Source organism: Luteithermobacter gelatinilyticus (assembly GCF_005849285.1).
GTDB classification, from domain to species: domain Bacteria; phylum Pseudomonadota; class Alphaproteobacteria; order Sphingomonadales; family Emcibacteraceae; genus Luteithermobacter; species Luteithermobacter gelatinilyticus.
The window spans coordinates 2,492,677-2,518,683 of the sequence record NZ_CP040517.1 but is presented as its reverse complement, the minus strand read 5'-3'; the positions used below and the strand labels follow the sequence as shown (position 1 = coordinate 2,518,683).

The window sequence follows — 26,007 nt, the reverse complement described above, 5'->3', positions numbered from 1 at the left end:
AACGCAATGTGCTAGTCTTTTCAGGTCTGAAACGAGCGGGGGGATAAGGCAAATGCTGTGGCCTGTTTTGGATAAATGCTCCGGGACGGCATATGTTGTTTCTGAAGAAACTGTAATAAAGGATCCGGAGGATTTCTGAATATGTGCTCAGTAGGTTATTGCAAATGCCACCCCGGCGTCATTTCCTTTTCTTTATTTCTTCCGGTTCTGTTTTTACTGCTGTGTTTTGTGTTTCTGGTATCGCCGGCCCAGGCGGCAAACGCCGGTTTGGCAAAATATCTGCGGGAAATTTCTGCGAGTGAACTGGTGTCTGGGGCAGAGGCCTTCGGCGCCATTGAGGGCACACCGCCCGTGGCACCGGTGATGAAAGACGGCAGACACGCAGGATATGCGTTCCTCAATACTGATGTGGTCAATGCCGTGGGGTATTCCGGCAAACCTATCCATGTGCTGGTGGCCCTGGATATGGACGGTAAGATCATTGGCGCGCGTTTGATGGATCATCATGAACCGATTGTTCTGATCGGCATTCCTGAACCGCAGATCCGTGATTATATCAACGGTTATGTGGGGCATGACATCGTGCAGGAGACCATCACGCCGGTGGATCTGTCAGACCTGGACATTATCGCCGGGGCCACAGTAACCATTATGGTGATTGATGATTCCATCCGCCGCTCTGCGCTGATCATTGCCCGGCAATATGGTTTGGGGCATCTGACCGCCGAGAAAAAGGACGTATCGGAAAAGGTGGTCCTTAAAGATGGGCCCGTGGAAACACGGAGCTGGGAGGATTTGGTGGGGGACGGGTCGGTCCGACGCATGTCGCTTACGGTGGGCGAGGTCACCCGGGCATTTGAGCAGAGCGGTCAGATGGCTGCGGCGCAGAATGTTGAAGACCCAGATCCCAATGCCAGTTTTATTGATCTTTATGTGGCCCAGGTCAGCGTTCCTACCATTGGCAAAAGCCTGTTGGGGGAACGTGAATACAGAAATCTTCAAAAGCGCCTCAAGGATGGGCAGCAGGCTTTTCTGGTGATGGGATCGGGACTGTATTCCTTCAAAGGGTCCGGCTATGTGCGCGGCGGGGTCTTTGACCGCCTGCAACTGGTGCAAGGCGACCGGTCGGTGCGGTTCCGGGACCGGCATCACAAGCGTCTGTCCGATGTGAAGGCCGAAGGCGCGCCGGATTTCACAGAAGTGTCTCTATTTTATATTCCACGGCGTGCCGGCTTTGAGGCGACCCAGCCCTGGCGCATCGAATTGCTGGTCAGTCGCGCGACGGGACCGCGGGAAAAAGGTTTCACAAGCTTTGACCTGGGGTATCAGTTGCCGGAACGCTATCTGAAGCGAATTGAACTGTTGCCGGCTGTGTCGCCGCAGGGGACGACCGCCGCCGCCCCTCAGGATGAGGCCGAGGCCCGTAACCTGTTGTGGCAGCGCATGTGGAAGGGCAGCGTGGTCGAGATCGCGATTCTTGCCGTGTTACTGGGCGTTTTGACGGTGATTTTCTTCTTTCAGGACTGGTTGGTGCGGCGGCAGAAGCTGATGACCTGGCTGCGCACTTCCTTTCTTGTGATCGTCCTGCTCTGGCTCGGCTTCTATCTGAATGCGCAGTTGTCGGTGGTCAATGTATTGACCTTTGCCAACGCCCTGATTACGGATTTCAGTTGGGGGTATTTCCTGATGGCGCCGCTGATCTTCATCTTGTGGATCGGTGTTGCGGCCGGCATGCTGTTCTGGGGGCGGGGTGTATTCTGTGGCTGGCTGTGCCCTTATGGCGCATTGCAGGAACTGACCAACCGGCTGGGTCGGTTCCTGAAAATCCCGCAGATCGAACTGCCCTGGGGGTTGAATGAGCGTCTGTGGCCGGTGAAATATATCATCTTCCTGGGGTTATTTGCGGTCTCTTTCTATTCCATGAGCCTGGCGGAAACACTGGCCGAGGTGGAACCGTTCAAGACGGCAATTATCATGAATTTCAATCGCGCCTGGCCCTATGTGCTGTTTGCCGGCGGGCTGATTGTTGTCAACCTGTTCATTGAACGGTTTTTCTGTCGCTATCTGTGTCCGCTGGGCGCGGCGCTGGCTATTCCCGGTAAGATGCGCATGTTTGACTGGCTAAAGCGCTACAAGGAATGTGGCAACCCTTGTCAGAGCTGTGCCAATATCTGCCCGACGGCGGCGATTCATCCGGACGGGCGCATCAATGTCAATGAATGCATCTACTGCCTGGATTGTCAGAAACTCTATTATGACGATCAGCTTTGCCCACATATGATTCAGCAGCGCATCAAGCGTGAGCAGCGCCTGCTGAAAGCTTCGGATTCCACTCTTAGCGCAAAACAACGGGAGGAAAAAGCGAGGCTGCAGGAGAGAAAAGCCAATTCCGGGAAGAATAAAAAACAACAGAAATAAAAAATAACAGCCTATCCAAAAATCACTTATCCAAAAAAGGAGAGTATTATGCCCAATGATAAGAAGGAAAACCCGAATACGGGTCACGAGAAGGACAAGGCGCTGACCATCAGCCGCCGTGGCCTTCTTGGAGGAACAGCCGGGGGGGCGGCGCTGGCGGGTCTTGCCGGTGTTGGCGGCCTTACTTTCGGCGAAGGAGGTCACCTCCTGTCTTCGGCGCAGGCTGCAGAAGGCGTCGAGGGGGCAGTAATGCCCGGCCAACTGGACGAATATTACGGGTTTTGGTCCAGTGGTCAGAGCGGCGAGGTGCGCATCTTCGGCGTGCCGTCCATGCGCGAACTGATGCGCATTCCGGTATTCAATATTGACGGCGCGCGCGGCTGGGGCTTTACCAATGCCAGCAAACGCATCATGACTGAGGGCCTGCTGCCGGAAACCAAGGAATTTCTGAAAAACCGCGGTGGCATGTTTATGAATGGCGATCTGCACCATCCGCATATGTCGTTTACCGACGGCACCTATGACGGCCGTTATATCTTCGCCCAGGACAAGGCGAATTCCCGGGTGTGCCGCATCCGCTGCGACATTATGCGCGTGGACAAGGTCATCGAGGTGCCCAATGGGTCCGACATGCACGGCCTGCGCCTGCAACGTTATCCGCGCACCGGCTATGTCTTCGTTAATGCGGAACACCGGGTGCCCATGCCTAATGATGGCAGCGTTCTTGAAGACAGCAGCAAATATAAATGCGTCTTCACCGCCATTGATGGCGACAAGATGGAAGTGGCCTGGCAGGTGCTGGTTGATGGCAACCTGGATAACTGTGATGCGGATTATGAAGGCAAATACGCCTTTTCCACCTGCTACAACTCCGAAGAGGCCACCAACCTTGCTGGCATGACCGCCAATGAACAGGATTGGGCTGTCATGTTTGACATCAAGGCCATTGAGGAAGGCGTAAAGAAGGGGGATTATAAAGTCATGAATGGCGTCAAGGTGCTTGACGGCCGCAAAAAGGCGAATTCTCCCTATACCCGTTATGTGCCTATCTCCTCCAGCCCGCACGGCTGTAATATGGCGCCGGACGGGATACATCTGTGCATCAATGGCAAGTTATCCCCGACCGTGACGGTGATTGACGTGCGTCGTCTGCCAGACCTGTTTGCAAACAAGATCAAGCCCCGCGACGTGGTGGTGGCGGAGCCGGAACTGGGGCTCGGGCCGCTTCATACCGCCTTTGACGGCAAGGGCAATGCCTTTACCACGCTGTTTATCGACAGCCAGGTGGCCAAGTGGAATATCGAAAAGGCCAAGCAGGCCTATGCCGGTAAGAAAGTTGATCCGATTATCGAAAAACTCGACGTTCATTATCAGCCGGGACATAACCACACGTCCATGGGCGAAACCAAGGAAGCCGACGGCAAGTGGTTGGTTTCCCTCAACAAGTTCTCCAAGGATCGCTTCATCAATGTGGGTCCCATGAAGCCCGAGAACGACCAGTTGATTTCCATTTCCGGTGATAAGATGAAACTGGTCCATGACGGCCCCACCTATGCGGAACCCCATGACTGTATTATCGTGCGTCGGGATATCGTGAATCCGAAGGCCGTATTTGATCGGGACGATCCGCTGTTTGAAGTCGAACGGCAGTGGGCCAAGGAAGATGGCATCATCCTGGAAGAGGACGCGAAGGTCATCCGCAAGGGGCCGAACAAGGTCCGGGTTTATATGTATTCATTGGCGCCTCAATTTGGCCTGGAGGAATTCAAGGTTAAACAGGGCGACGAGGTGACAATCATCCTCACCAATATTGATGAGGTTGATGACCTGAGTCATGGGTTTACCTTGGGTGGTTACGGTATTGCCGTGGAAATTGCGCCGCAGGAGACCGTCTCCGTCACGTTTACGGCCGATCGGCCGGGCGTGCACTGGTATTACTGCCAGTTCTTCTGCCACGCCTTGCATATGGAAATGCGGGGCCGCATGCTGGTGGAGCCGCGGAATACATGACGCGATGGATTGTGAGAGTCCTGTTGAGTCTGGCAGGAATGGGGGGTACTCTGACTGCCGGACTCTGGCTCGGTATTTCGGCGGCAAATGCCGCCGAATATACCGTGGCGCCAGGGGCGCTGGCTGACAGTCTGCGCCAGGCGTCGGCCGGTGATGTACTCCGGCTCATGGATGGCCGCTATGCGGGAAATTTCGTTATTGACAAACCCCTGACCCTGATCGGGGCACCTGACAGCCGCCTGGATGGTGAAGGACGCGGCCGGGTGTTGACCGTGGATGCGCCCGGCGTTGTGGTGCAGGGAGTGACGGTGGTGAATTCCGGGTCCGACCTGTCGCGGGAAGACGCCGGCATATTCGTCACGGAAAAGGGCGAGGGTAGCGTGATTCGGGACAACCGGCTGGGCAATAATCTGATCGGCATTTATCTAAAAGGTGCCCGAAAGGCGGTGGTGCGCAACAATGTGATCCACGGCCAGCGCGACGCACGCCTCAATGAACGCGGCAACGGCATCCATATCTGGAACGCGCCGGGCGCGGTTGTGGACCGTAATGTCGTCCGCTATGGTCGCGATGGCATTTTCGTGACCACCAGCCGGGACAATGAATTTACCAATAACGACTTTCGGGATGTGCGCTTTGCCATTCATTACATGTATACCGAAGACAGCCGGGTGAGGGGGAATCGCTCCTACGGCAATCATGTGGGGTATGCGTTGATGTATTCCCGAAAGCTTGATGTTCGGCGCAATCTGTCGGTCGGCGACCGGGATCACGGATTGCTCCTGAATTATGTGCTGAATTCGACCATTGATGGTAACAAGGTGAAAGACAGTGCCGGCAAATGCACCTTCATCTACAATGCCAATATCAATGTTTTTACCGGCAACTGGTTTGAGGGCTGCGCCATCGGTATTCATTTTACGGCCGGTTCGGAACGCAATGTCATCACCGGTAATGCCTTTGTCGGTAATCGCCATCAGGTGAAATATGTGGGCACGCGGCGATTGAACTGGTCACGGGATGGGCGTGGCAATTACTGGAGCGACTATGCCAATTATGACCTGGGTGGTGACGGTATTGGCGATCGCCCCTATCGCCCCAATGATCTGGTGGATCATATCATCTGGGCTCATCCAGACGCCAAGCTGCTGTTGAAAAGCCCGGCCATTGAGATTTTGCGCTATGCGCAACGGCAATTGCCGGCGCTGCACCCGGGCGGTGTGATTGACCCGGCGCCGTTGATGCAGCCCCCGAAACTGGCCCTGGAAACCGACCTGATGGACGGGGCGCGGGAGGTAATCCATGACTGATGCGATTGCGCGTTTGATGAATGTTTCCAAGACTTATAATGGAACTCAGGCCCTTAAGGAGGTGTCTCTTGACATTCGGCGGGGGGAATGTCTGGTACTGTCGGGCCATAATGGATCCGGCAAATCCACCCTGATCAAGACACTGTTAGGGTTTGTCCAGCCGGAAGCTGGCGATGTAGAAATTCTGGGGCGGGGCCCCAACCAGCCCGGCAATGCCCGGGAGAAGGGGCTGATCGGCTATCTGCCGGAAAATGTCGCCTTCGATCCAGGGATGACCGGCCGCCAGGTAATACGATTTTATGCCCGCCTCAAGGGATTATCTGCCGAGGCCGGTGAGCCGCTTCTCAAGCGGGTGGGCCTGTCGTCACGGGATGCGGGACGGCGGGTGCGGCAATATTCCAAGGGTATGCGTCAGCGGCTCGGCATTGCCCAAACCCTGCTGGGTGAGGTGCGGTTGCTGTTGCTGGACGAACCCACCACCGGGCTTGATCCCGAGGCGCGGCTGGAATTTTACAACCTGGTTGCGGAACTGAAAGCTTCCGGCATCGCGGTGCTGATTTCTTCGCACGCGCTGAGTGAACTAGAACATCAGGCGGACCGGGTTGCCGTGATGGCGCGGGGAAAATTGTTAAAGGTCGGCAGCCTTCCGGAGATCCGGGCAGCGGCGGACCTGCCGGTGCGGATCAGGCTCAAGACTCGACCCGGTTGTCAGGACCGGATCCGGGCTTTACTGCCCAATGGGGCGACGGTGACCAGCCCCGCAGAGGAGCATCTGGAAATTATCTGTGCCGGCGCGCATAAGTTGGAGATTCTGCGGGATATTCTGGGCCAGACGGATGGGATCTGTGATCTGGAAACCTTTCCCCCCACGCTGGGGGAACTTTACGCCCATATGGCACAGGAGAATAATCCATGACCCCCGTTCTGATCCTGGCCCGGCAGGAAATCAAGACCGGGATGCGTAATTTCTGGGTGACGGCCGCGGTGTCCCTGATGATTCTGTTCTCGCTGTCGCTGGCGCTTCTGGGCAATGCGCCGGGCGGTGAGGTCAGCGTGGGTGCACTGTCCGTCGTCACAGTCAGCCTCGCCAGCCTGTCCATTTTCCTGTTGCCGCTGATTGCGCTGCTTTTAGGCCATGACGCCATTGTCGGCGAAGCGGAACGGGGTACGTTGATGCTGACCCTGTCCTATCCCGTAACGCGCGGACAGTTTCTGATGGGCAAGTTTCTTGGTCATATGGGGATCATTGGTTTCGCCGTCCTGATGGGGTATGGGGCGGCGGCGCTGGTGGTAGGGCTGCGTTCCGGCGCGCCCGGCACCGATGCGATCACGGCTTTTGCTGCGCTGGTGGGCAGCGCCCTGCTGATGAGTGCCATTTTCCTGGCTTTGGGGTACATATCCAGCGTGCTGGTAAAGGAAAGGGCCACGGCGATTGGTCTGGCCATCGGCATCTGGTTGATTTTCGTGATCATTTATGACCTGCTTTTCCTGGGTCTGCTGGTTTTGGCAGGGGAAAATCTGCCATCCTGGCTGGTAACAGGGCTGTTTTTTCTGAATCCTGCGGATTTGTTCCGCTTGCTCAATCTCACCTCGACCGAGGCGATGGCGCTGGCTTCCGGCATGGGCAGTGCGGGGACGGATATCGGGCACGAGCTGCTGGTTCTGGTCATGATGCTCTGGTTGGTAGCTGGCCTGGGAGGGTGCTGGCTGATTTTTCGGCGTAAGGAGTTATAGGCTGTGAAGGTTGTTTGGCATCTTTTTGGCTTGGTCTGGCTGTTTGCACTGGCCGGCTGTGACGAACAGGTCCCGCCCCCTCCGCCGGCGGCACTGGACCGTACGGCGCAGGGGTTCTTCTGCGGTATGATTGTTGCGGATCATAAAGGCCCCAAGGCGCAGATCCATCTGGAGGACCGGCCGACACCAATCTGGTTCACTTCCGTGCGGGATGCGGTGGCGTATCTGCGCATGCCGGAAGGTGGTCCTCGCATCACCGGCGTGTATGTCCATGACATGGCCCGGGCCAAAAGCTGGGAAAATCCGGGAGATGACGCCTGGGTCCCGGCGGAAGACGCTATTTATGTGATCGGCAGTAACCGCCGGGGTGGCATGGGGGCGCTTGAGACCGTGCCCTTTTCCGACCGGACAAAGGCACAGGCCTTTGTAAAGGAGCATGGCGGGCAAATCGTGGCTCTGGGGGACATCCCGGAGAGTTATATCCTGGGGACAGGGGCGGAAGAAAACGCCCTGTCCCCGAGGAATGAGCCGCAGCGGCCTCAACCCAACAGCGAGAAGAGGAAAAGCCAATGACATTCCGAGACACCAGAAGACGGTTGCTGATCGCGGCAGCGGCGAGTCCGCTGCTGAGCCTGCCGGGCCTGCTGCGCCCCGATGCTCTGGCATCGCCTTCTTCGGTCGAGGCCTATCGCTGGCGGGGGGTGGTGCTGGGCGGCGCGGCGCAGATGGTCCTGGGGGTGGAAAATCCTAAAGTCGCGGAACAGTTCGTCCGCCACGCCACGGCGGAAATCGACCGGCTGGAGAATATTTTCAGCCTCTATCGCGAAGACTCCGTCCTGTGCCAACTAAACCGGGAAGGCCGGGTGGACAATCCGCCGCCGGAGCTTCTGGCGGTGCTGGGGCTATCCCGGGATCTCTGGCGGCAGAGCGGCGGGGCGTTCGATCCCAGCATCCTGCCCGTATGGCAGGCCCATGCGGCCGGAGCCTCCGGGGAAGACTTGCAACAGGCGCTGGCGCGCGTGGACTTTGGGCGGGTGATATTTTCGCCGGACGGGATTCGCTTCAAGGCGCTGGGCATGGGCTTGACCTTCAATGGTATCGCCCAGGGCTTCATCACCGACCGGGTGGTGGCGCTACTTAAGGACTATGGCCTGACACATTCGCTGGTGGAACTGGGCGAGACGCGCACGCTGGGACCGCGTCGCGACGGCGCGCCTTGGCGGGTGGGCATCGAGGATCCCGCCCGGCCCGGCCAGGCGCTGCGCGAGGTGACGCTGGACGATAACGCCCTGGCGGTGAGCCGCGGCAGCGCCAGCCCGTTCCCCGGCCGGCCGGGGCTCAATCACCTTCTGGACCCGCAAACGGGCCAAAGTCCGGCCTATGTGGCGGAAGTAGCGGTGCGGGCGCCAACGGCGCTGTTGGCCGATGGTCTGTCCACCGCGGCGAGCCTGCTGCCTGACGCCAAGGCCCGGGCCCTGCTGGATCGCTATAGGGGGGTCACCGGATATTTTGTTGCTGCCGGGGCCTGATCCTAGGGGTACCGGATTCCGTATAGTCTCGCCCAAAAAAAATCAAAGGAGCCTGCCGATGAGCCGACTGGATAATGACAAGCTTTCCCTGTCCCGCGAGCAGATGATCGCTTTGGGATATAAGGTGGTGGACATGATTGTCGATTATTATCAGGGTCATGGCCAGCGGGAGATGATCCGCAACATCGAGGGCCGCGATCCGGGGCTGGGCACCCGCGAGGTGCCAATCCCGGCCGCTGGGCAAGACCCGTTCAAGGTTCTGGAACTGGTGGAAAAACATGTTCTGGCGGATATTCAGCATGTTTCTGACCCCAATTTTTTCGCCTATGTGCCTGGACCCAGCAATTTTGTGGGCGCCATGGCCGATGCGCTGTGTGCCGGATTTAATATTTTTGCCGGCACCGCCACCCACAGCCACGGCACCGCCCAAGTGGAGGAAGCGGCGATCAACTGGCTTAAGGGGCTTGTCGGCTATCCGGCCACGGCCGGCGGCACCTTTGTCAGCGGCGGGTCGGTTGCCAATCTGACCGGGCTTATCCTGGCACGGCATAACAAGCTGGAAGATGATATCCGCCAGGCGGTGTTGTATTGTTCCGATGAAACCCATAGCTGTGTGGATAAGGCGCTTCGGATCCTGGGTTTTAAACCGCACCAGCTGATCCGGATTCCGACGGATCTGGACTTTCGTATGCGCACGGACTTACTGGAACAGCGTATCGCCGAAGACCGCAAGGCGGGGCGGCGGCCGTTTCTGGTTGTGGGTACGCTGGGCACGACCAGTTCGGGCACGGTCGATCCACTGGAGGCGCTGGCGGAGATCTGCGAGCGGGAGGATTTGTGGTTTCATGTGGATGCGGCCTATGGCGGTGGCGCCCTGCTGTCGACGCGGAAACGATCGCTGCTGAAGGGGGTGGAACGGGCCCATTCCGTTGCCATGGATCAGCATAAATGGTTCTTCCAGCCCTATGAGTGCGGCACCATCCTGGTCCGCGAGATGGCCTGGCTGCATGAATTTTTTCATATCCTGCCGGGCTATCTAAAAGACTCGGCGGAAGGTCATGGCAGCATCCATTATCGGGATCACGGTATTCAGCTGACTCGGGGGCTCAGGGCTCTGAAATTATGGATGTCGTTGCAGACTTTTGGGGAGCAGGCGTTCAGGGACGCCGTGGAATGGGGGCTGGGGCTTGCCGAATATGCCGAAGAGTTGCTGCGGGCCGATCCTTGCTGGCAGATCGCCTCGCCGGCGACACTGGGCATTATCGCTTTTCGCTATCGGCGGCCGGGACTGGATGACGGGGCCCTGAACCGGCTGAATGAAAAAATTAATCAGCAGGTGAACGCCACGAAACGGGTGTTTTTGTCGTCAACGGAACTGAAGGGACGCAAGGCGTTGAGGCTGTGCACCATTAATCCGCGGGTGGAGAAAAAGGCAATCCGGGAGCTGCTGGCCCTGCTGAAACAGATCGGGGATGAAACCACCCCCTGAGACCGCCGGGCCTTCTCTTCAAAATTCACTCCAGGTGTCTTTAGGTGTCTTTAGGTGTCTTTCTCGGGAAAGTGAATGGCAACCTTGAGCCCGCCGGCATCAGAACTGCGGGAAAAGTCGATATCGGCGTGGTATAGGTCGATGATTTCCCGGACGATGGCCAGGCCCAACCCGTGCCCTTCGCCGGATTCGTCCCGCCTCACTCCCCGTTGTTCAAGTCGGGCAAAGACTTCTGGCGTCCCCCCCGGCCCATCATCGCTGACCTCAATGGTCAGCCCCTCAGGTGTCTGGCGCACACAAAGCCCGACCCTTTGACGGGCCCATTTGCAGGCATTGTCCAGCAGATTGCCCATCAGTTCCATCAGGTCATGACTGTCCCCGGCAAATTCTGCTCCTTTGTCAATGTCAACGGTGAATTCCAGCCCCTTTGAGGCATAAACTTTTTTCAGCATATCGACAAGCGGGGGGACATACGCCGCCACGGACACCTTTTTTCCCCGGGTCGGGGTGCCAATGATGCGGGCCTTTCTGAGTTCGCTGTCCAAAAGATAACGGATGTCGCCCAGCGCCTGCTGCAATTCGGCCCTGTCCTCGGGGTTCAGACGGGTGTCGGAATTATTCAGCACATGTTCCACCAGCGCCAGCGGGGTCTTCAGACTGTGAGCCAGATTACCGATCGCTGTGGCGGAGCGTTTGATCCGGTTGTCGGCCAGGCTGAGCAGTTGATTGATTTCCTGGACCAGCGGGCGGATTTCTTCGGGGACGTCTTCCCGCAACAGCGTGGCGTCACCTTTGTCCAGCCGTTTCAGGTCCTGCCGGGCCTCGGTCAGGGGTTCTAGCCCCTTGATCACGATCCAGCGTTGTAAAAGGCTGAGCAAAACTATCACACCTGCCCCGAGTGCCCCGATCAGCAGGCCCAGTGATTTCAGATTATCAAGGATCGGGGAATAATTCTCGGTCACGGTAATCCAGACATTCTGGTCTTCCTTACGGTAGCTGCCTTCCATCAACAGCAAAGATTGATTCTGCGGGCCGGGAATGCGGTGCAGATCAGTGGTGCCAAGCCGGTGTTTATGAGAGGGGATTTCAAAATCCCACAGGGATTGGGACAGAAAGGTCTGTTCCTGTGTATCAATCCGGAAATAATGTCCTGAATAGGGCTGCAGGAAAATCGGATTGATCCGGTTTTCCTCCAGACGCAGACGGCCGGTTGCCGGATCCATTTCAAGGGCGGCCAGCAGGGTGTCAATATCGTGTTCCAGGCGGGTTTTGACAAATTCCTGTCCGAACCTGTTGAAATAATAAATGTTGAACCCGATCAGGAAAATGAAAAACAGGACGGATACGACCAGCACATTCCCGGTCAGGCGATCTTTAAGGCTCTGCATCTGATGGCCCTTTGAAAATATATCCCTGTCCTCTCTGGGTGTGGATCAGGCCGTCCGGAAGTTTCCGGCGCAGGCGGCGGATATAGACCTCGATGACGTTACTATCCTTGTCCGAATCAAAGTCATAGACATGTTCGGTCAGGGTGGTTTTGGACAGGATTTTTCCCGGATTCAGCATAAAATACCGCAGCAGGCGGTATTCTGTTCCAGTGAGGGCCTGTCTGGTGCCATCCGGCAGGATAACCGACTGGCTGTTCTCATCCAGTTTCAGGCCGTGGGCCGTGATCATGCGGGCGGTTTGCCCATTGGCCCGGCGGATCAGGGCAGCCAGGCGCTCCACCAATTCCTCGAAATGAAATGGTTTGGCCAGATAATCATCGGCCCCGGCCTGAAACCCTTCCACCTTTTCCTGCCAGCTGTCCCGGGCTGTGAGAATGAGAACAGGCACGTCAAGATTACCTTTACGCCAGTTTTTGAGGATTTCGGTGCCGGTCTTGTCGGGCAGGCCGATATCAAGCACCACAATGTCATAGGGAATTTCAAACCCCATATATTCGGCCTCCCGCCCGGAGGCGGACAGATCCACGGCGTACCCTTTTTGTTGCAGGTCCTTTTGCAGATGGGGGCCCAGCTTGGGGTCGTCTTCGGCAAGCAAAAGACGCATGGGGTTAGTCCTCCAGGCTGAAAGGGGTACCGGTCCTGGGGTCCAGGAAATATTTCCGCACGATGCCGGACTGTTCCAGAAGTTCCACCTTATAGAACAGGATATTGTCCTTTTCCAGAAGTTCCACTTCCAGCAGCCGGTCCGTGTCATTGCGCCGGATCAGGCGGATGATTTCTTCCAGGCTGAGGATGCTGCCGTCCTGGCGCAGCTTCTGCAACTGTTCGGGGCTGAGGTGGTGGGACCTGTATTGAGGATCATCCTCTGCTCTGCCCTGCACAGGCAGCATGCCTGCAACAAGCAGGGAAAAGATCGCGCCGGTCCGGCAGAGATTTAGCATTAAATGTTTAGGCATGTGGTTCCAGGTGTCCTGCGTCCAAAAGCGGATATAGCATATAGTGGAGATCGGCGCCCGCATAGTCCCTTTTCATCTGGTCCAGGATCTGTTCTGCCTCGGAGGCCAGCAGATGGATCTGGAACATCACCCGGCGGGACCTGCCACTGACCTTTTCCGCCAGTGACATTTTGTGTTCTGCGGCGCCGTAACCGGACACTGCCATGCTGGTAAATCCTTCAATACGGGGATGTTCCATGAGCCAGTCGACGAAATGGTCTTCCAGTGCGGCGGGCACGATAATGTTCAGAAGGCAAAGAGACATGGCGGACTTCCTTACTTCTCTAATTTTCCGTGAAACCGAAACGGCGGTACAAAATGGGCAGCAGGATCAGGGTCAGCAGCGTCGAGGTGAACAGGCCACCAATGACCACCACCGCCAAGGGGCGCTGAATTTCCGAGCCGGGTCCCGTGGCCAGCAGCAGCGGCACCAGCCCGAAGGCGGCGATGCTGGCGGTCATCATCACCGGGCGCAGCCGCCGGCTGGCACCGTCAAAAATCACCTGCATGACCGGTTTGCCCATGGCCTTCAGCTGATTGAAATAGGTGACCATCACGACGCCGTTAAGCACGGCGATGCCCAGAAGGGCGATAAAGCCCACAGAAGCAGGTACCGACAGATATTCCCCGGACAGCCACAGGGCGATGATGCCGCCGGTCATGGCGAAGGGAATGTTGCTGAGCACAAGAAGCGCCTGGCGAACCGACCCGAAGGTGGAAAACAGCAGCAGGAAAATCAGGCCAATGGCCACCGGCACCACCAACGCCAGCCGTTTGGAGGCGCGTTGCTGGTTTTCAAACTGGCCGCCCCATTCCAGATAATAGCCGCTGGGCAGGGTGAGGTTTTCTGCGACTATTTGTTTGGCTTCGTCCACAAAACCCACCAGATCGCGGCCCTTGACATTGCCGATCACCACCACCATGCGCGATCCTTTTTCCCGCTTGATGGAAACCGGGCCCTCGACCCGGTCAATACGGGCCACGCTGGATAGCGGCACGTTCCGGCCGTCGGGCAGGGTGAGCGTGAGATTCTGAAATCGCGCCGGATTGTTGCGCAGTTGTTCTGCGCCCCGCACCAAAAGCGGCGTGCGTCGGGCCCCTTCATAGACGGTGCCTACCGTAATGCCCTCAATCTGGGCCCGGAGCGCCGTGGTCAGGTCATCCACATTCAGCCCCAGCCGTCCGGCCGCCAGCCGATCGACGGAAAGGCGCAGATACTGTGCCCCGTCATTGGCCGGTTTGTAAATGTTGCCCGCACCGTCAATGCCGGACAGCAGGCTGACAATTTCTTCGCCGAGGCGGTTGAGTTTGTCTTGATCCTCCCCGAAAATCTTGATGGCAATGTCGCCGCGCACCCCGGTCAGCATTTCGGAGACGCGCATGTCAATAGGCTGGGTGAAGTTGAAGGCCACGCCGGGAATATCTGCGATAACGGCCTGAATTTTTTCAATCAGGTCTTCCTTGCTGTCCACGGTCCATTCTGACCGGGGTTTCAGGACCAGAAAGCCATCAGTTTCATTCAACCCCATCGGGTCCAGCCCCAATTCATCGGACCCGGCGCGGGAGACATAACCGATGATTTCGGGGATTTCCGTCATCAGTTTTTTCTGCGTCATCAGGTCGATTTCCAGGGACTGATTCAGGGAAATGGAGGGCAGCTTTTCGGCCTGAAGGATAATGTCGCCTTCATCCATGGTTGGCATGAAGGTTTTGCCCACCTGGCTATAGGTGACGCCCGCCAGGACAAGCAGGACCACAGAGGCCATTCCGACAATCCGGCTATGATCCAGCGACCAGGCCAATATGGGACGGTAATATTTTTGCAGGTTGCGAACCAGCCAGGTTTCCTTGTGCCCCGAATTAAACGACAGAAAAGAGGCAATAACCGGAATCACCGTCAGCGACAGCACAAGGGAGGCCGATAGGGCAAAAACGATGGTCAGCGCCACGGGGACAAAAAGCTTGCCTTCCAGCCCCTGCAACGACAAGAGCGGGAGGAACACGATAATAATGATCAGGATGCCGGATGCCACCGGCAGTGAAACCTCGCTCACCGCTCGATAAATCATATGCAAGCGGGGCTGGCGGCTGTTTTTGTGCTGTCCGAGATGGGTGACAATATTTTCCACCACCACCACGGCGGCATCGACCAGCATGCCGATGGCAATGGCCAGTCCTCCAAGGCTCATCAGGTTGGCGGACATGTCAAAACGATGCATGAGGATAAAGGTGCTCAGTGCCGCCAAGGGCAAAATCAGGGCGACGGTAAGGGCGGCTCTGAGATCCCCAAGAAACACCACAAGCAACAGCAAAACCAGGACGATGGCTTCGGCCAGCGCCTTGGACACGGAAGCAATGGCCTTGTCGATCAATTTGCCGCGGTCATAAAAAATATTGATGCTGACGCCATCCGGCAGGCTGGGTTCCAGGGCGGCAAGACGTGCTCGCGCGCCGTCCACCACCTCCCGTGCATTGGCGCCGCGCAGCCCCAGCACCAGCCCTTCCACGGTTTCGCCTTTTCCATTTGCGGTCACGCCGCCATACCGGGTAATAGCCCCCAGCTGCACCCGGGCGATATCGCGCACCCGGACAGGCTCCGTGGCATGGGGGCGGACCACGATATTGGCCACATCTTCAAGGGTGTTGATGCTGCCACCGGTCCGCACCAAGAGAACTTCCTCACCTTCATCAAGGCGCCCAGCCCCGTCATTACGGTTGTTCTGTTTCAGTGCGTCGATCAGTTCGCCCAACGGGATCTGCCGCGCCAGAAGCGCCTGATTGTCGGGAATCACCTCGAAACTGCGTACATGACCGCCCAAGGCGTTCACATCAGCTACCCCCGGCACGGTCCTGAGCGCCGGCCGGATCACCCAGTCCAGCAGGGATCGTTTTTCCATCAGGGACAGGCTGTCTCCTTCGATGCTGAACATGAACATTTCGCCCAGGGGCGTCGTCATGGGGGCGATGCCGCCGCTCACCCCGTCCGGCAGGTCTTCCATGATGGCGTTCAGCCGTTCGGCCACTTGCTGGCGGGCCCAGTAAATATCTGTGCCTTCCTCGAAGTCGATGGTGATATCGGTGAGGGCATATTTGGTGATGGAACGCAGGATACTTTGTTTCGGCAGTCCCAGCATCTCCACCTCCACCGGCGCGGTGATGCGGGCTTCTACTTCCTCGGGTGTCATGCCGGGCGCCTTGAGGATGATTTTGACCTGGGTTGTTGATACATCGGGGAAAGCGTCAATGGGGGTGGCCTGGAACGCCACCCAGCCGCCGCCGACAATCAGCAGAGAGACCAGAAGGATCATCAGCCTCTGGGTGAGGGAAAACTTGATCAGCTGTTTCAGCATTATTCCTCACTCCCCAGTCCCTGCCACATGCCTTTTAGGGTGCCAATGCCGCTGATGGCCAACCGGTCTGTTGCGGCAAGTTCCGCCTCTATGATCATCGCGTCCTGCTCTTCCGCCAGAACCGAGACACTCAGCAGGGCAAACCCCTGCGCCGCCTGCCGGAAAACATAGGCCCGGCTGCCCTCGCGAACAACCGCCTGGCGCGGCACGCGGAAAGCGGTGCGGGTGTCAAACTTCTGTTCCAGATGAACGCGCACAAACTGGCCGGGGATCAGTTTATTGGCCTCCTCACGGATTTCGGCCCGCACCAGAATGCCCTGATCCGCCTCATGAATCATACGCCCGATGGAAATGATCCGGCCTTCAAGGGACGGATCAGCGACCTTGACGCGCCCGCCCGGTGTGAGGTTTTGACGGAAGGAAAGCGGGACATGGATCTGAAGCCAGATGGGGCTGGTCTGTCCCAGGCTGTACAGTGCTGATGCTTCGTCAATTTTTTCTCCCGGGCGGCCCATCTGTTCCAGAATGACGCCGTCGAATGGTGCCGTGAGGGGGAGTGTGCCGAAAATCTGCCGGGTCTGATCCAGTCGGGAAATCTGTGAAGCGTCAATTCCCGAAACCATCAGGGCCTGTTTTTGCCGGGCATGATTGTTTTCTGCTTGAGTAAGGGCTGTGCGCGCCGCCAGATATCTTTTTTCGGAAATGATACCTTCCTCAAGCAACAAACTGTCCCGGGCAAAGTTTTTCCGTTCCATTTCCAGCGCTGCCACGGCATCCAGATAGTTCTGCTGGGCATCCAGAAAGGCAGGGCTGGCGATTTCGGCGAGTTTCTGACCGCGTTTGACCTTGTCTCCTTCCGCCACATAAAGGGTTTTGATCAGCCCCGGATAAAGAGAGGTGATGATCCGGATCTGGTCATTGGGGATGGTGACCTGTGAGGGATAGGCCATACTCCAGACATTTTCGGCGGGCTCCGGTCTGATGGTGCGGATACCGAGTGTATCGAATTTTGTTTCATCCAGGGCAATGATCTCCTGGGCATGAACCGGGGAGATTATAGGGGGAAGGGCTGAACCCGCCGTCAGGCACACAGCCAATAGGGTCAAGGTCTTTTTCTTCATTCCGGAAGGAGTCCTTTTGTCTGATTGTGCCGGGCGATGGCCCGGCCGCATTCAAGTTGCTGTCGGGTGTGGGCTGTGGAAGAGCGCACATATTGGTCCTGAACCCGCAGAAGGTCCATCAGGTCACTTTCCCCGAGGTCAAAGGCCCTTTGGGCCAGCTGCAGGTTTTCACGGGCCATGTCATGGTGTTCCCGGGAAATCTTCTGCTGGATCAGGCAGACTTCCAGTTCATGTTCCGCTTCATGCAGGGCAATTTTCTGGGCCCTGAGGGCGCGTTCCTTTTGCCGTTCCGCTTCGGCCAGCCTTGCCGCGGCTTCCGCCCGTTTCGGGGCTGTGTGCGCCCCGCTGCCCAAGGGAATGGAAATGCCAAGGCTTACGGAATCCACCGAACGGTCATCAAAGCCGCCGCGTTCGCGTTTCACACCAAGGGAGAGTGTGGGAGAACGGCTCCAGCTTTGTCGAACGGCGTTATATTCGGCACGGTAATATTCAACCAGCCGCCGGGCATGAAGCACAGGGGGGACGGCGTACGCGTCTTCGACCTCTTGAGGGGACTCGTTGATTTCAGCGGGGATGGCTTCCAGCCCGGTATAGCTCTGATAGGCAACGGCGCTGTCCACATAATCCCGTTCGGCCCCCTTGAGGGCAATTTTTCGGGCGGCGACTTCCTGTCGGGCCAGGATCAAGCTGTTTCTGGGAAGATCTCCTGAAGCAATGCGCCGTTCCACATGGTGCAGCAGTTTTTCGGCCATCTCCAGCCCCTTGCGACTTTCTTCAAGCGCCGCTTCCGCCAGTTTTACCTGCCAGACCAATTCCCTGACCTCACGGGCGACATTCCAGATCATCCGGGCACGATAGGCCCGGGCCTCGTTTTCGGCGGTGCGGGCCCTGTTCTGATAGGCCGATTTTTCGCCGGGGATCCAGAGGGGAAGTTCCAGCCGGCCTTCCCATTCCCGCAACCCCTGGTCTGAGAGCAGAAAATCATTCTGGTGGCTGACGGAAAGCTGCGGGCTGTCGGCAAACAGGCTGCCGGCGTGTTTGGCATAGGCGCGGCTTGTCGTCTCCCGTGCCGCGGCCATGAGCCGGTCCGGGGCCTGGTTCGCGGCGGCATCTATGACGTTGCTGAGGGACAGGGTGCTGTCCGGAACAAGCCTGACATGCTCGCTTTCCTCCTCAGCGGATATCGCCGGGCCTGGCCACAGACACAGTGTGGCCAGAAGACAAGCCCTGAGAACGGTTTTTTCAAACGGCACGGTTTTTCTTAACGGCATAGAGATGCTCCTTCACTCATGGGAGAGGTTTTAACAGCTCAAACTGAAATAAAACTGAATTTTCACGGACAGGTGGCCGGACAAGTGGCCGGACAAGTAGATTGTCGGGGGCAAACTTTTGAGGGATGACCCCCTTTGATGACGTATCAGAGGTATCAGGATTGCCGTTGCTAGTAAAAGAAAGGGAGATGCGGGGTATACCATGGGCTTTTGGGAATTAGAATGACGGCCAGTTTGACGGTTCAGACAATTCTGGTCATGTTTTTATGGGCCATGTGTTTTCCCCTGATCTACTGGGGACTGCCCTATGCGCCACATCTCACTTTTGCCGCATTGCGGGCGTTTCTGGCGGGTGTTGTTTTGCTTGTTCCCGCCCTGATGATGAATTGTTCGTTCCCCACTGGCCTCAGAACATGGATGATGCTGGGGGCAATCGGGCTCGGGGCGACGACATTGGGATTTCTCGGCATGTTTCATGCGGCGGAATTTGTGTCACCAGGCATTGCCACGGTGATCGCCAATACCCAGCCGCTCATGGCCGCCGGTCTGGCGGCGATTGTGTTGAAGGAACGGTTGAACAGACGGGGGAAAGCCGGTCTTTTTCTGGGGTTTCTGGGGGTTCTGTTCATTGCTTTACCGACGCTGTTCTCGGAAACCGGCACCGACGATAGGTATGTGCGTGGCGTTGTTTATATTATTCTTGCCGCGTTGGGCATTACGGTCAGCAATGTGCTGATCCGGTATCAGGCGGGCCGGATGGATGCCTTACATGCCATGGGATGGCAGTTGGTTCTTGGCGGTGTTTTTTTGGCCATACCCGCTTTGGCAACAGAAGACGTCGGGACGGTTATGTGGGAAAGGCCGTTTGTGCTGAGTCTCCTGGGGTTGGCCGTGCCGGGGACGGCGCTGGCTTATTGGCTTTGGTGCCGTATTCTTGAACAGGCGGAACTCAACCACGCCAACGCCTTCAGTTTTCTGGTGCCGGTTTTCGGGCTGTCCTTGGGACAAGTTTTCTTTCAGGAAAAAATCGGGGCCATGGTGGCGGCGGGGATTGTTATGACAGTCCTGGGAATCGTTCTGGTGAACGGGAACGACAAAAACAGGCAAAACATCACAGGATAGGATCATGGACCAACATCATGAACATTACCATAAACCTGAAAAGCAGAAGGCCTGGTGGCGCACCCCGGCGGGGATTGTGGCAATCTTTTTTTTCGGCCTCATCGGCTATTTCCTGATTGCCGAGCATAAAGCCCATCTCTTGGGCAACTGGATCTGGCTGATTTTGCTGTTATGTCCGCTACTGCATATTTTTATGCATGGCGGACATGGGGGACATGGCGGACATGGCCATCCCGGAAATTCGGATGGCAGAGACGGAGAATAAATGATGGAAAACGGCATGGACAACGCATATGGGTTATGGTCTCTGGTGATCCTGAATTCGCTGATTTTTATTATTTTTGCTTTCAGTTTTGCCAAACCGCAAACCAAAACCGACTGGCGATCATTCGGGGCGTTTTCAGCCTTTCTTGTGGCGCTGTTTACGGAAATGTACGGCTTTCCGCTGACGATATATCTGCTGTCCGGATGGCTCGCGGAAAAATATCCCGGCGTGGATTTTCTGACCCATGAGAATGGTCATTTGTGGCATACTATTTTGGGGTTTGAGGGCGATGCCCATTTCGATCCCATGCATCTTCTCAGTTTTGTGTTTATCGGCGGTGGGTTCTGGATATTGTCGGCGGCCTGGAGTGTTCTCTACAAGGCTCAGAAGGAAGGAAAGCTGGCGGTGACGGGACCGTACAGCAAAGTTCGTCATCCACAGTATATCGGTTTTATCCTGATCATGTTCGGTTTTCTGTTGCAGTGGCCGACCCTGCCGACCCTGGTGCTGTTTCCCGTGCTGGCGTATATGTATATCCGGCTGGCCAGCAAAGAGGAAGCGGACGCCCGGGCGGCATTCGGTACAGCCTATGACGAGTACGCCAAAGCGGTGCCGGGGTTCATTCCAAGAGTATTGTCAGGGTCCGGTGCGTAACATTTCCTTTTGTGGTCTTCCAGAGACACATTCATGACACAGATCAGTTCCATAAAACGTATAACAGAATAAGATGGAAAGCGATTTCAGGGCCGAAGGGGACAACTGGCCGTTATTTTAATTTTTCACGCTTTCGGGAGCGGCACCAAAATATGCGCAAACGTCATTTTATCATTGCCGGCAAAACCGCGAGTATGGACCAGTGGGGCAGCCTGATGATGATCGGCGCTTGCGGTGTGGCGCTGCTTTGGGCCAACACGCCGCTTCGCCCGTTTTATGACCTGGTACATCATACCCCGCTGTCCATCAGTCTTGGCGGTTTCAGCCTGGAGAAACCACTGGTGGTCTGGGTCAATGAGGGGCTGATGGCGTTTTTCTTTCTGGCGGTTGCCCTGGAAATCAAACGGGAAATTTTGGAAGGTCACCTGTCGGCCCAGCGGCAGATCTTTCTGCCGGCCTTTGCGGCGCTGGGCGGCATGGTGGTGCCGGCGACGCTGTATCTTCTGATAAACGGAAATAATCCTGAATTTTCCCGGGGCTGGCCCATTCCGACGGCGACGGATATTGCGCTGAGCCTGGGGGTGCTGTCTCTGTTCGGCCGGCGGGTGCCAGTAGAACTGAAACTGTTTCTGGCCTCGTTGGCCATTTTTGACGATCTGGGGGGCATTCTGATTATTGTTCTGCTGCATGGCGGCCATCTGAGCCTGAATGTTCTGGCCGTGACGGTTCTGGGACTTGTCACGCTGTTTTTTCTGAACCGGTTCGACGTTACCCATGCATCCCTGTATATTGTGATCGGGATCTTTTTATGGGCCGCGTTTCAGGACTCCGGCATTCATCCGACGCTGGCAGGGCTGATGGTAGGAGCGGCCTTGCCCCTGCGCCTCCATAAAGACGGTGTCTATGTCCCGCTCCACTTTGTTGAAAGGGGGCTGCATCCGTGGGTTACGTTTTTTATCGTCCCGCTGTTTGCGTTTTTTAATACCGGGATTGTGCTGGCGGATTTTACTTTTTCCCAGTTGCTTGTCATGCCATCGCTTGGCATTGTCGCGGGGCTGGTGGTGGGTAAACCGCTGGGTATCTTTTCCTTTGCCTGGCTGGCTCATATGTCGGGAATTGCCCGGCTGGGCAGTCATGTCACCTGGCGGCTGGTTTTTGGTGTAGCGCTGCTGGGGGGCATCGGGTTTACCATGGCGTTGTTTTTGAACGCCCTGGCTTTTCCCCATAATGGCAATCCGGAAACCGGCCGTATGGCGGTTCTGATCGGTTCCCTGCTGTCGGCGGTGATCGGTTCTGTCTGGCTCCATGTCCATCTGCCCGCAAAACAGTCGGAAGACCAGTCCGATGAGCTGCCAGCAGAACGAATGGGCCAACCGGAAATGACTGACGGGGAAATAACTAACGGGGAAACAACTTAAATGAATCCTGATCCTAAAGACGGAGTAACACAATGCAGGATAAAATAGACGCGGCTTCCTTGTCTCCACAGGGGGCGGAAGAATGGCGTAAGGGATATGGTGTCATCCGGCATGCCCCGGAAACAGTCCGGCGCATAGAGGACATGGCGGCGGCGTTGGCAGCAGAAGGCGTTTCTGGTGACGGCGCGCCGTTTTATACTCTGTTGGCAGCGGCGGACCGTATCACCAATGCGGCCATGTGGCTGGCGGTGCACCAGACCTATGCCCGTCGGGTGTATCTGGACGGACGAGCGCTGGCGCCGGAGGATTTCAAGACGGATCCGCAGGGTCATCTCGGCGGCTCGTTGAACATGATTCCGGCCTATGTGGGCTATATGCTGGCCAATGCCCTGACCGGTTTCACGCGCAGCTGGGTCATGGGGCAGGGCCACGCGGTAGCCGCCATTGACAGCGTCAATCTGCTGCTGAACAATATGACCCCCGCCCATGCCGAACGGTATGATCTCAGTGAGGAGGGGCTGAGCCGGTTTGCACAGGATTTTTATTCCTACAGACTGAATGCCCAGGGACAGCAGGACTCGCCCCTGGGCAGCCATGTCAATCCTCATACGGCTGGCGGGCATCTGGAAGGTGGCTATCTGGGATTTGCGTCCCTGCAATATGTCCATATGCCCTTGCCGGGGGAATCCCTAGTGGCGTTTTTGAGTGACGGTGCTTTCGAGGAGCAGCGCGGGGCGGACTGGACGCCGCGCTGGTGGCGGGCCGAGGATTGCGGCAGCGTGGTGCCCATCATGATTGCCAATGGCCGCCGTATCGACCAACGCACAACGCTGTCGCAGGAAGGCGGTGTGGATTGGTTTGTCAAACATCTCAAGCTGCACGGCTTTGAACCAATCGTGTTTGACGGCCGCGATCCGGCAGCCTTTGCTTGGGCGATCTGGGAACAGGAACGCCGGTTGCAGGCTTACGCGGACAACCTGACCTCGATTGACCGCTATTATGTCCCCATCCCTTATGGCATTGCAGTAGCCCCCAAAGGCGCGGGGTTTTATAACGAGGGGACCAACTATGCCCATAACCTGCCTTTGGTAGACAACCCCCGGTTTAATGAGGTGGCCGCCCGACGGTTCAACACCCATAGCAAAAAACTGTTTGTCCCCCGTCCCGAACTGGAGCAGGCCATCGGCCTGTTCCAGAACCATGAGGCATCCGCTCGTCCTCGGGAACGGGATCATCCGCTGGCCCATCGCAATGTCAGTCTCAAGGCGCTTCCCGCCCTGCCGGCCCGACAGGTGAAGGAGCGGGCAGTGGAGGCCGGAACAGGGGAATTTGTCAGCCCCATGGATGCAGTTGATGAGACGTTTCTCGCCATTGTTAAAGCCAATCCGCATCTCAGGCCGCGGGTCGGCAATCCGGATGAGATGCTGTCCAACCGCATGGATGATACGCTGGAGGCTCTTGAATTTCGGGTGGTGGATCCGGAAAAAGGCGCGGAAGAATCTACCCTCGGGAAAGTGATTACCGCGCTGAATGAGGAAGCTGTGGCCGGGGCGGCTTTCGGGAATAAAGGGGGGATCAATCTGATCGTGACCTATGAGGCTTTCGGCGCCAAGATGTTCGGTGGTGCGCGTCAGGAAGTGATCTTTTCCAAACACCAAAAAGACCTTGGCCGACCGGCGAAATGGCTTTCTGTGCCCCTGGTGCTGACCTCCAATACCTGGGAGAACAGCAAGAATGAACTGTCCCATCAGGACCCGTCGCTTGCGGAAAGCATGTTGTCGGAAACGTCGGATATTTCCCGGGTGCTGTTTCCGGCAGATTTCAACACCGCGGCGGAAACGCTCGCCCGGCTGTATCAGACCCAGGGACAGATCTGGACATTGGTTGTTCCGAAACGCAAGATGCCCGTCCTGTTTTCCCCGGCGGAGGCTCGCATCCTTTTGGGGGAGGGCGGCCTTCGGTTGACTTGGACAGAATATGAACCGGACAAGGCCCGCCTAACCCTTGTGGCTATCGGCGCCTATCAACTTGTTGAGGTCCTGAAAGCCTCACGCCGGCTTACGGCCAAAAAAATCCCGCATACCGTATCCTATCTGATCGAACCGGGACGCTTTCGCCGGCCCCGCAACCCTGGGGAGGCGGCGCTTGTTGCCCCCGGAAGCGTACAGGATCGGCTGCTTCCTAAGGCGGTGCAAAATTTGCTGATTGTCAGTCATACCCGTCCCGAGGTGATGCTGGGCACGTTGCAGCCCTTGTGGCGGGGGCGGGCGGTGAGCGCGCTGGGGTTTATCAATCGGGGTGGCACGCTGGGTGTGGACGATATGCATTTTGTCAATCGTTGCAGCTGGGCGCATATCTTGCGGGAAAGTATCGCTCTTCTGGGAGGGGATGAGGCGGAAATCCTGTCCGATGCGGAACGTCAGGCCCTGGACGGTACCCTGTCCCCGGACGGCGTGATCACCAAACTCTCATAATACAGAACCAAGGATCGTTTGATGAAACTCACATTTTTAGGCGCAACGGGAACCGTTACCGGGTCAAAATTCCTGCTCCAGGCCGAGGGCCGGAAAATCCTGATTGACTGCGGCCTGTTTCAGGGACACAAACAGCTTCGCCTGCGAAACTGGAATGTGTTGCCGGTCAATCCCCGGGATATTGATGCGCTGGTGTTGACCCATGCCCATCTGGATCACAGTGGCTATATCCCCAAACTGGCCCGAGCCGGGTTCAAAGGACCGATATATTGTTCCGAGAGCACGTTTGAGCTGTGTAAAATCCTGTTGCCTGATTCCGGGCGCATTCAGGAAGAAGATGCCGAGCGTGCCAACCGGTACGGTTATACGCGGCATAAGCCTGCCTTGCCCTTGTACACGGCAAAGGAAGCCCGCGACGCGCTTCAGCATTTCCGGCCAGTGGATTTCGGACAGTTCCACGCCTTGAGCGAGGAACTGGGGTTCACGCTGCACCGGGCAGGACATATCCTGGGGGCGTCCTTTGTCAGGATCACTCAGGAAAACGGCCCCTCCGTCTTGTTCTCAGGCGATATTGGCCGGCCAAACGACCCAGTCATGAAAGAACCGGCCAAGATACAGAATGCCGATTATCTGATTGTGGAATCCACCTATGGCGATCGCCGTCATGGCGCGACGGATCCTGTGGATGATCTTGAGCACATCATTCAGGAAACAATAATCCGGGGTGGTACGGTGGTTATCCCGTCCTTTGCTGTGGGGCGGGCCCAGATGATCCTGTATTATCTTTATGAATTGAAACGGCAGGGCCGGATTCCGGCAAATCTGCCGATTTTCCTGGACAGCCCGATGGCGATCAATGTCTCTAGCTTGCTGTGTCGGCATTTAAACGATCACCGTTTGCCACAGAAGTTATGCATGGAGGTGTGCGGTGTGGCGGACTATACCCGGACGGTGGAACAGTCTAAGGCCATCTATACCAGAACCAACAGTATGCCGAAAGTAATCGTTTCCGCCAGCGGCATGGCGACGGGCGGACGTGTGTTGCACCATTTGAAACACTATCTCGGTGATGCGCGCAATACCATTCTTTTGGCAGGGTTTCAGGCCGGCGGTACCCGGGGGGACCGGCTGGTGCGCGGGGAGAAGGAAATCAAGATTCATGGCGAAATGTGGCCGGTTCAGGCCCAGATCGTGCAACTGGACAACATGTCGGCGCATGCGGATTATGAGGAAATCCTGGCCTGGATGGAAAATTTCACCGCGCCCCCGCGGAAGGTGTTTGTGGTCCATGGCGAGGAAGGGGCGGCCCAGAGCATGAAGGAAAAAATAGAAGACAGGTTCGATTGGGACTGCGCAGTGCCGGAATACAAGCAGACGGTGGAACTGTAACAGGGGGATG

At 56.9% G+C, this 26,007-nt stretch carries 21 protein-coding genes; 14 read left to right on the top strand and 7 right to left on the bottom strand.

The genetic code is table 11. The features are described from left to right. Positions 1-267 precede the first annotated feature (267 nt). From FE788_RS11275 to FE788_RS11240, 8 genes are read left to right on the top strand one after another with little or no spacing between them, the layout of a single operon-like run. Positions 268-2,418, top strand: a complete 2,151-nt coding sequence (locus FE788_RS11275; RefSeq protein ID WP_168190387.1) for a NosR/NirI family protein — start codon at positions 268-270, stop codon at positions 2,416-2,418. A 48-nt stretch (positions 2,419-2,466) separates the two neighbouring features. After that, complete coding sequence (gene nosZ / locus FE788_RS11270; protein ID WP_138380731.1) at positions 2,467-4,428, top strand: TAT-dependent nitrous-oxide reductase; 1,962 nt, start codon at positions 2,467-2,469, stop codon at positions 4,426-4,428. Next, positions 4,425-5,738 carry a nitrous oxide reductase family maturation protein NosD gene (locus tag FE788_RS11265; protein WP_138380730.1) on the top strand — a complete coding sequence of 438 codons (1,314 nt, stop codon included), beginning with the start codon at positions 4,425-4,427 and terminating at the stop codon, positions 5,736-5,738. The genes nosZ and FE788_RS11265 overlap by 4 nt, the downstream gene beginning before the upstream one ends. Next, positions 5,731-6,654, top strand: coding sequence for an ABC transporter ATP-binding protein (locus tag FE788_RS11260; protein WP_138380729.1), 924 nt, complete (start codon positions 5,731-5,733; stop codon positions 6,652-6,654). Before FE788_RS11265 ends, FE788_RS11260 begins: the two co-directional genes overlap by 8 nt. Further along, the gene (locus FE788_RS11255; protein WP_138380728.1) at positions 6,651-7,472 is read left to right on the top strand and encodes an ABC transporter permease; all 822 of its coding nucleotides are present in this window, start codon (positions 6,651-6,653) and stop codon (positions 7,470-7,472) included. Before FE788_RS11260 ends, FE788_RS11255 begins: the two co-directional genes overlap by 4 nt. A 3-nt stretch (positions 7,473-7,475) precedes the next feature. Continuing rightward, positions 7,476-8,045 carry a nitrous oxide reductase accessory protein NosL gene (locus FE788_RS11250; RefSeq protein ID WP_138380727.1) on the top strand — a complete coding sequence of 190 codons (570 nt, stop codon included), beginning with the start codon at positions 7,476-7,478 and terminating at the stop codon, positions 8,043-8,045. After that, positions 8,042-9,001, top strand: a complete 960-nt coding sequence (locus FE788_RS11245; protein ID WP_138380726.1) for an FAD:protein FMN transferase — start codon at positions 8,042-8,044, stop codon at positions 8,999-9,001. The genes FE788_RS11250 and FE788_RS11245 overlap by 4 nt, the downstream gene beginning before the upstream one ends. A 58-nt stretch (positions 9,002-9,059) precedes the next feature. After that, positions 9,060-10,490 carry a pyridoxal phosphate-dependent decarboxylase family protein gene (locus tag FE788_RS11240; protein WP_168190386.1) on the top strand — a complete coding sequence of 477 codons (1,431 nt, stop codon included), beginning with the start codon at positions 9,060-9,062 and terminating at the stop codon, positions 10,488-10,490. Positions 10,491-10,540: 50 nt separating this feature from the next. Here the strand turns inward: FE788_RS11240 and FE788_RS11235 are convergent, their stop codons facing one another. Genes FE788_RS11235 through FE788_RS11205 form a run of 7 tightly spaced genes read right to left on the bottom strand, consistent with a single transcriptional unit; the run spans position 10,541 to position 18,675 of the window. Beyond that, positions 10,541-11,878 (bottom strand): ATP-binding protein, encoded by a 1,338-nt coding sequence (locus FE788_RS11235; protein WP_138380724.1) that lies wholly within the window; start codon positions 11,876-11,878, stop codon positions 10,541-10,543. After that, positions 11,865-12,542, bottom strand: a complete 678-nt coding sequence (locus tag FE788_RS11230) for a response regulator transcription factor (RefSeq protein WP_138380723.1) — start codon at positions 12,540-12,542, stop codon at positions 11,865-11,867. Before FE788_RS11230 ends, FE788_RS11235 begins: the two co-directional genes overlap by 14 nt. Positions 12,543-12,546: 4 nt before the next feature. Beyond that, positions 12,547-12,894 (bottom strand): PepSY domain-containing protein, encoded by a 348-nt coding sequence (locus tag FE788_RS11225; protein ID WP_138380722.1) that lies wholly within the window; start codon positions 12,892-12,894, stop codon positions 12,547-12,549. Further along, positions 12,887-13,198: a DUF3240 family protein gene (locus FE788_RS11220; protein ID WP_138380721.1), complete on the bottom strand. Its 312-nt coding sequence runs from the start codon at positions 13,196-13,198 to the stop codon at positions 12,887-12,889. Before FE788_RS11220 ends, FE788_RS11225 begins: the two co-directional genes overlap by 8 nt. 19 nt (positions 13,199-13,217) lie before the next feature. Next, complete coding sequence (locus FE788_RS11215) at positions 13,218-16,283, bottom strand: efflux RND transporter permease subunit (protein ID WP_138380720.1); 3,066 nt, start codon at positions 16,281-16,283, stop codon at positions 13,218-13,220. Further along, a complete protein-coding gene (locus FE788_RS11210) occupies positions 16,283-17,404 on the bottom strand; it encodes an efflux RND transporter periplasmic adaptor subunit (protein WP_168190385.1) in 1,122 nt (373 codons plus the stop codon). Before FE788_RS11210 ends, FE788_RS11215 begins: the two co-directional genes overlap by 1 nt. Next, the gene (locus FE788_RS11205) at positions 17,401-18,675 is read right to left on the bottom strand and encodes a TolC family protein (protein WP_138380718.1); all 1,275 of its coding nucleotides are present in this window, start codon (positions 18,673-18,675) and stop codon (positions 17,401-17,403) included. Before FE788_RS11205 ends, FE788_RS11210 begins: the two co-directional genes overlap by 4 nt. A 222-nt stretch (positions 18,676-18,897) precedes the next feature. Between FE788_RS11205 and FE788_RS11200 the strand changes: the two genes are divergently transcribed. From FE788_RS11200 to FE788_RS11175, 6 genes are all read left to right on the top strand, one after another. After that, positions 18,898-19,797 carry a DMT family transporter gene (locus tag FE788_RS11200; protein ID WP_138380717.1) on the top strand — a complete coding sequence of 300 codons (900 nt, stop codon included), beginning with the start codon at positions 18,898-18,900 and terminating at the stop codon, positions 19,795-19,797. A 4-nt stretch (positions 19,798-19,801) separates the two neighbouring features. Then, entirely contained in the window at positions 19,802-20,062 is a 261-nt protein-coding gene (locus tag FE788_RS11195) for a DUF2933 domain-containing protein (protein WP_138380716.1), read from the top strand. 15 nt (positions 20,063-20,077) lie between these two features. Continuing rightward, a complete protein-coding gene (locus FE788_RS11190) occupies positions 20,078-20,716 on the top strand; it encodes a methyltransferase family protein (RefSeq protein ID WP_138380715.1) in 639 nt (212 codons plus the stop codon). Between the two features lie 152 nt (positions 20,717-20,868). Continuing rightward, positions 20,869-22,134 carry a Na+/H+ antiporter NhaA gene (gene nhaA / locus FE788_RS11185; protein WP_138380714.1) on the top strand — a complete coding sequence of 422 codons (1,266 nt, stop codon included), beginning with the start codon at positions 20,869-20,871 and terminating at the stop codon, positions 22,132-22,134. A 32-nt stretch (positions 22,135-22,166) separates the two neighbouring features. Further along, positions 22,167-24,608: a phosphoketolase family protein gene (locus tag FE788_RS11180; protein ID WP_138380713.1), complete on the top strand. Its 2,442-nt coding sequence runs from the start codon at positions 22,167-22,169 to the stop codon at positions 24,606-24,608. A 21-nt stretch (positions 24,609-24,629) separates the two neighbouring features. Then, on the top strand, positions 24,630-25,997 hold the full coding sequence (locus tag FE788_RS11175) for an MBL fold metallo-hydrolase RNA specificity domain-containing protein (RefSeq protein ID WP_138380712.1): 1,368 nt from the start codon (positions 24,630-24,632) through the stop codon (positions 25,995-25,997). Positions 25,998-26,007: the final 10 nt, after the last annotated feature.

Bases quoted from the DNA above. Each gene is read 5' to 3' on its own strand.
- FE788_RS11240 (WP_168190386.1), top strand. From the start codon at position 9,060: ATGAGCCGACTGGATAATGACAAGCTTTCCCTGTCCCGCGAGCAGATG.
- FE788_RS11245 (WP_138380726.1), top strand. From the start codon at position 8,042: ATGACATTCCGAGACACCAGAAGACGGTTGCTGATCGCGGCAGCGGCG.
- nhaA (WP_138380714.1), top strand. From the start codon at position 20,869: ATGCGCAAACGTCATTTTATCATTGCCGGCAAAACCGCGAGTATGGAC.
- nosZ (WP_138380731.1), top strand. From the start codon at position 2,467: ATGCCCAATGATAAGAAGGAAAACCCGAATACGGGTCACGAGAAGGAC.
- FE788_RS11235 (WP_138380724.1), bottom strand. From the start codon at position 11,878: ATGCAGAGCCTTAAAGATCGCCTGACCGGGAATGTGCTGGTCGTATCC.
- FE788_RS11220 (WP_138380721.1), bottom strand. From the start codon at position 13,198: ATGTCTCTTTGCCTTCTGAACATTATCGTGCCCGCCGCACTGGAAGAC.
- FE788_RS11255 (WP_138380728.1), top strand. From the start codon at position 6,651: ATGACCCCCGTTCTGATCCTGGCCCGGCAGGAAATCAAGACCGGGATG.
- FE788_RS11260 (WP_138380729.1), top strand. From the start codon at position 5,731: ATGACTGATGCGATTGCGCGTTTGATGAATGTTTCCAAGACTTATAAT.
- FE788_RS11175 (WP_138380712.1), top strand. From the start codon at position 24,630: ATGAAACTCACATTTTTAGGCGCAACGGGAACCGTTACCGGGTCAAAA.
- FE788_RS11210 (WP_168190385.1), bottom strand. From the start codon at position 17,404: ATGAAGAAAAAGACCTTGACCCTATTGGCTGTGTGCCTGACGGCGGGT.
- FE788_RS11200 (WP_138380717.1), top strand. From the start codon at position 18,898: ATGACGGCCAGTTTGACGGTTCAGACAATTCTGGTCATGTTTTTATGG.
- FE788_RS11195 (WP_138380716.1), top strand. From the start codon at position 19,802: ATGGACCAACATCATGAACATTACCATAAACCTGAAAAGCAGAAGGCC.
- FE788_RS11205 (WP_138380718.1), bottom strand. From the start codon at position 18,675: ATGCCGTTAAGAAAAACCGTGCCGTTTGAAAAAACCGTTCTCAGGGCT.
- FE788_RS11190 (WP_138380715.1), top strand. From the start codon at position 20,078: ATGGACAACGCATATGGGTTATGGTCTCTGGTGATCCTGAATTCGCTG.
- FE788_RS11215 (WP_138380720.1), bottom strand. From the start codon at position 16,283: ATGCTGAAACAGCTGATCAAGTTTTCCCTCACCCAGAGGCTGATGATC.
- FE788_RS11225 (WP_138380722.1), bottom strand. From the start codon at position 12,894: ATGCCTAAACATTTAATGCTAAATCTCTGCCGGACCGGCGCGATCTTT.
- FE788_RS11180 (WP_138380713.1), top strand. From the start codon at position 22,167: ATGCAGGATAAAATAGACGCGGCTTCCTTGTCTCCACAGGGGGCGGAA.
- FE788_RS11265 (WP_138380730.1), top strand. From the start codon at position 4,425: ATGACGCGATGGATTGTGAGAGTCCTGTTGAGTCTGGCAGGAATGGGG.
- FE788_RS11230 (WP_138380723.1), bottom strand. From the start codon at position 12,542: ATGCGTCTTTTGCTTGCCGAAGACGACCCCAAGCTGGGCCCCCATCTG.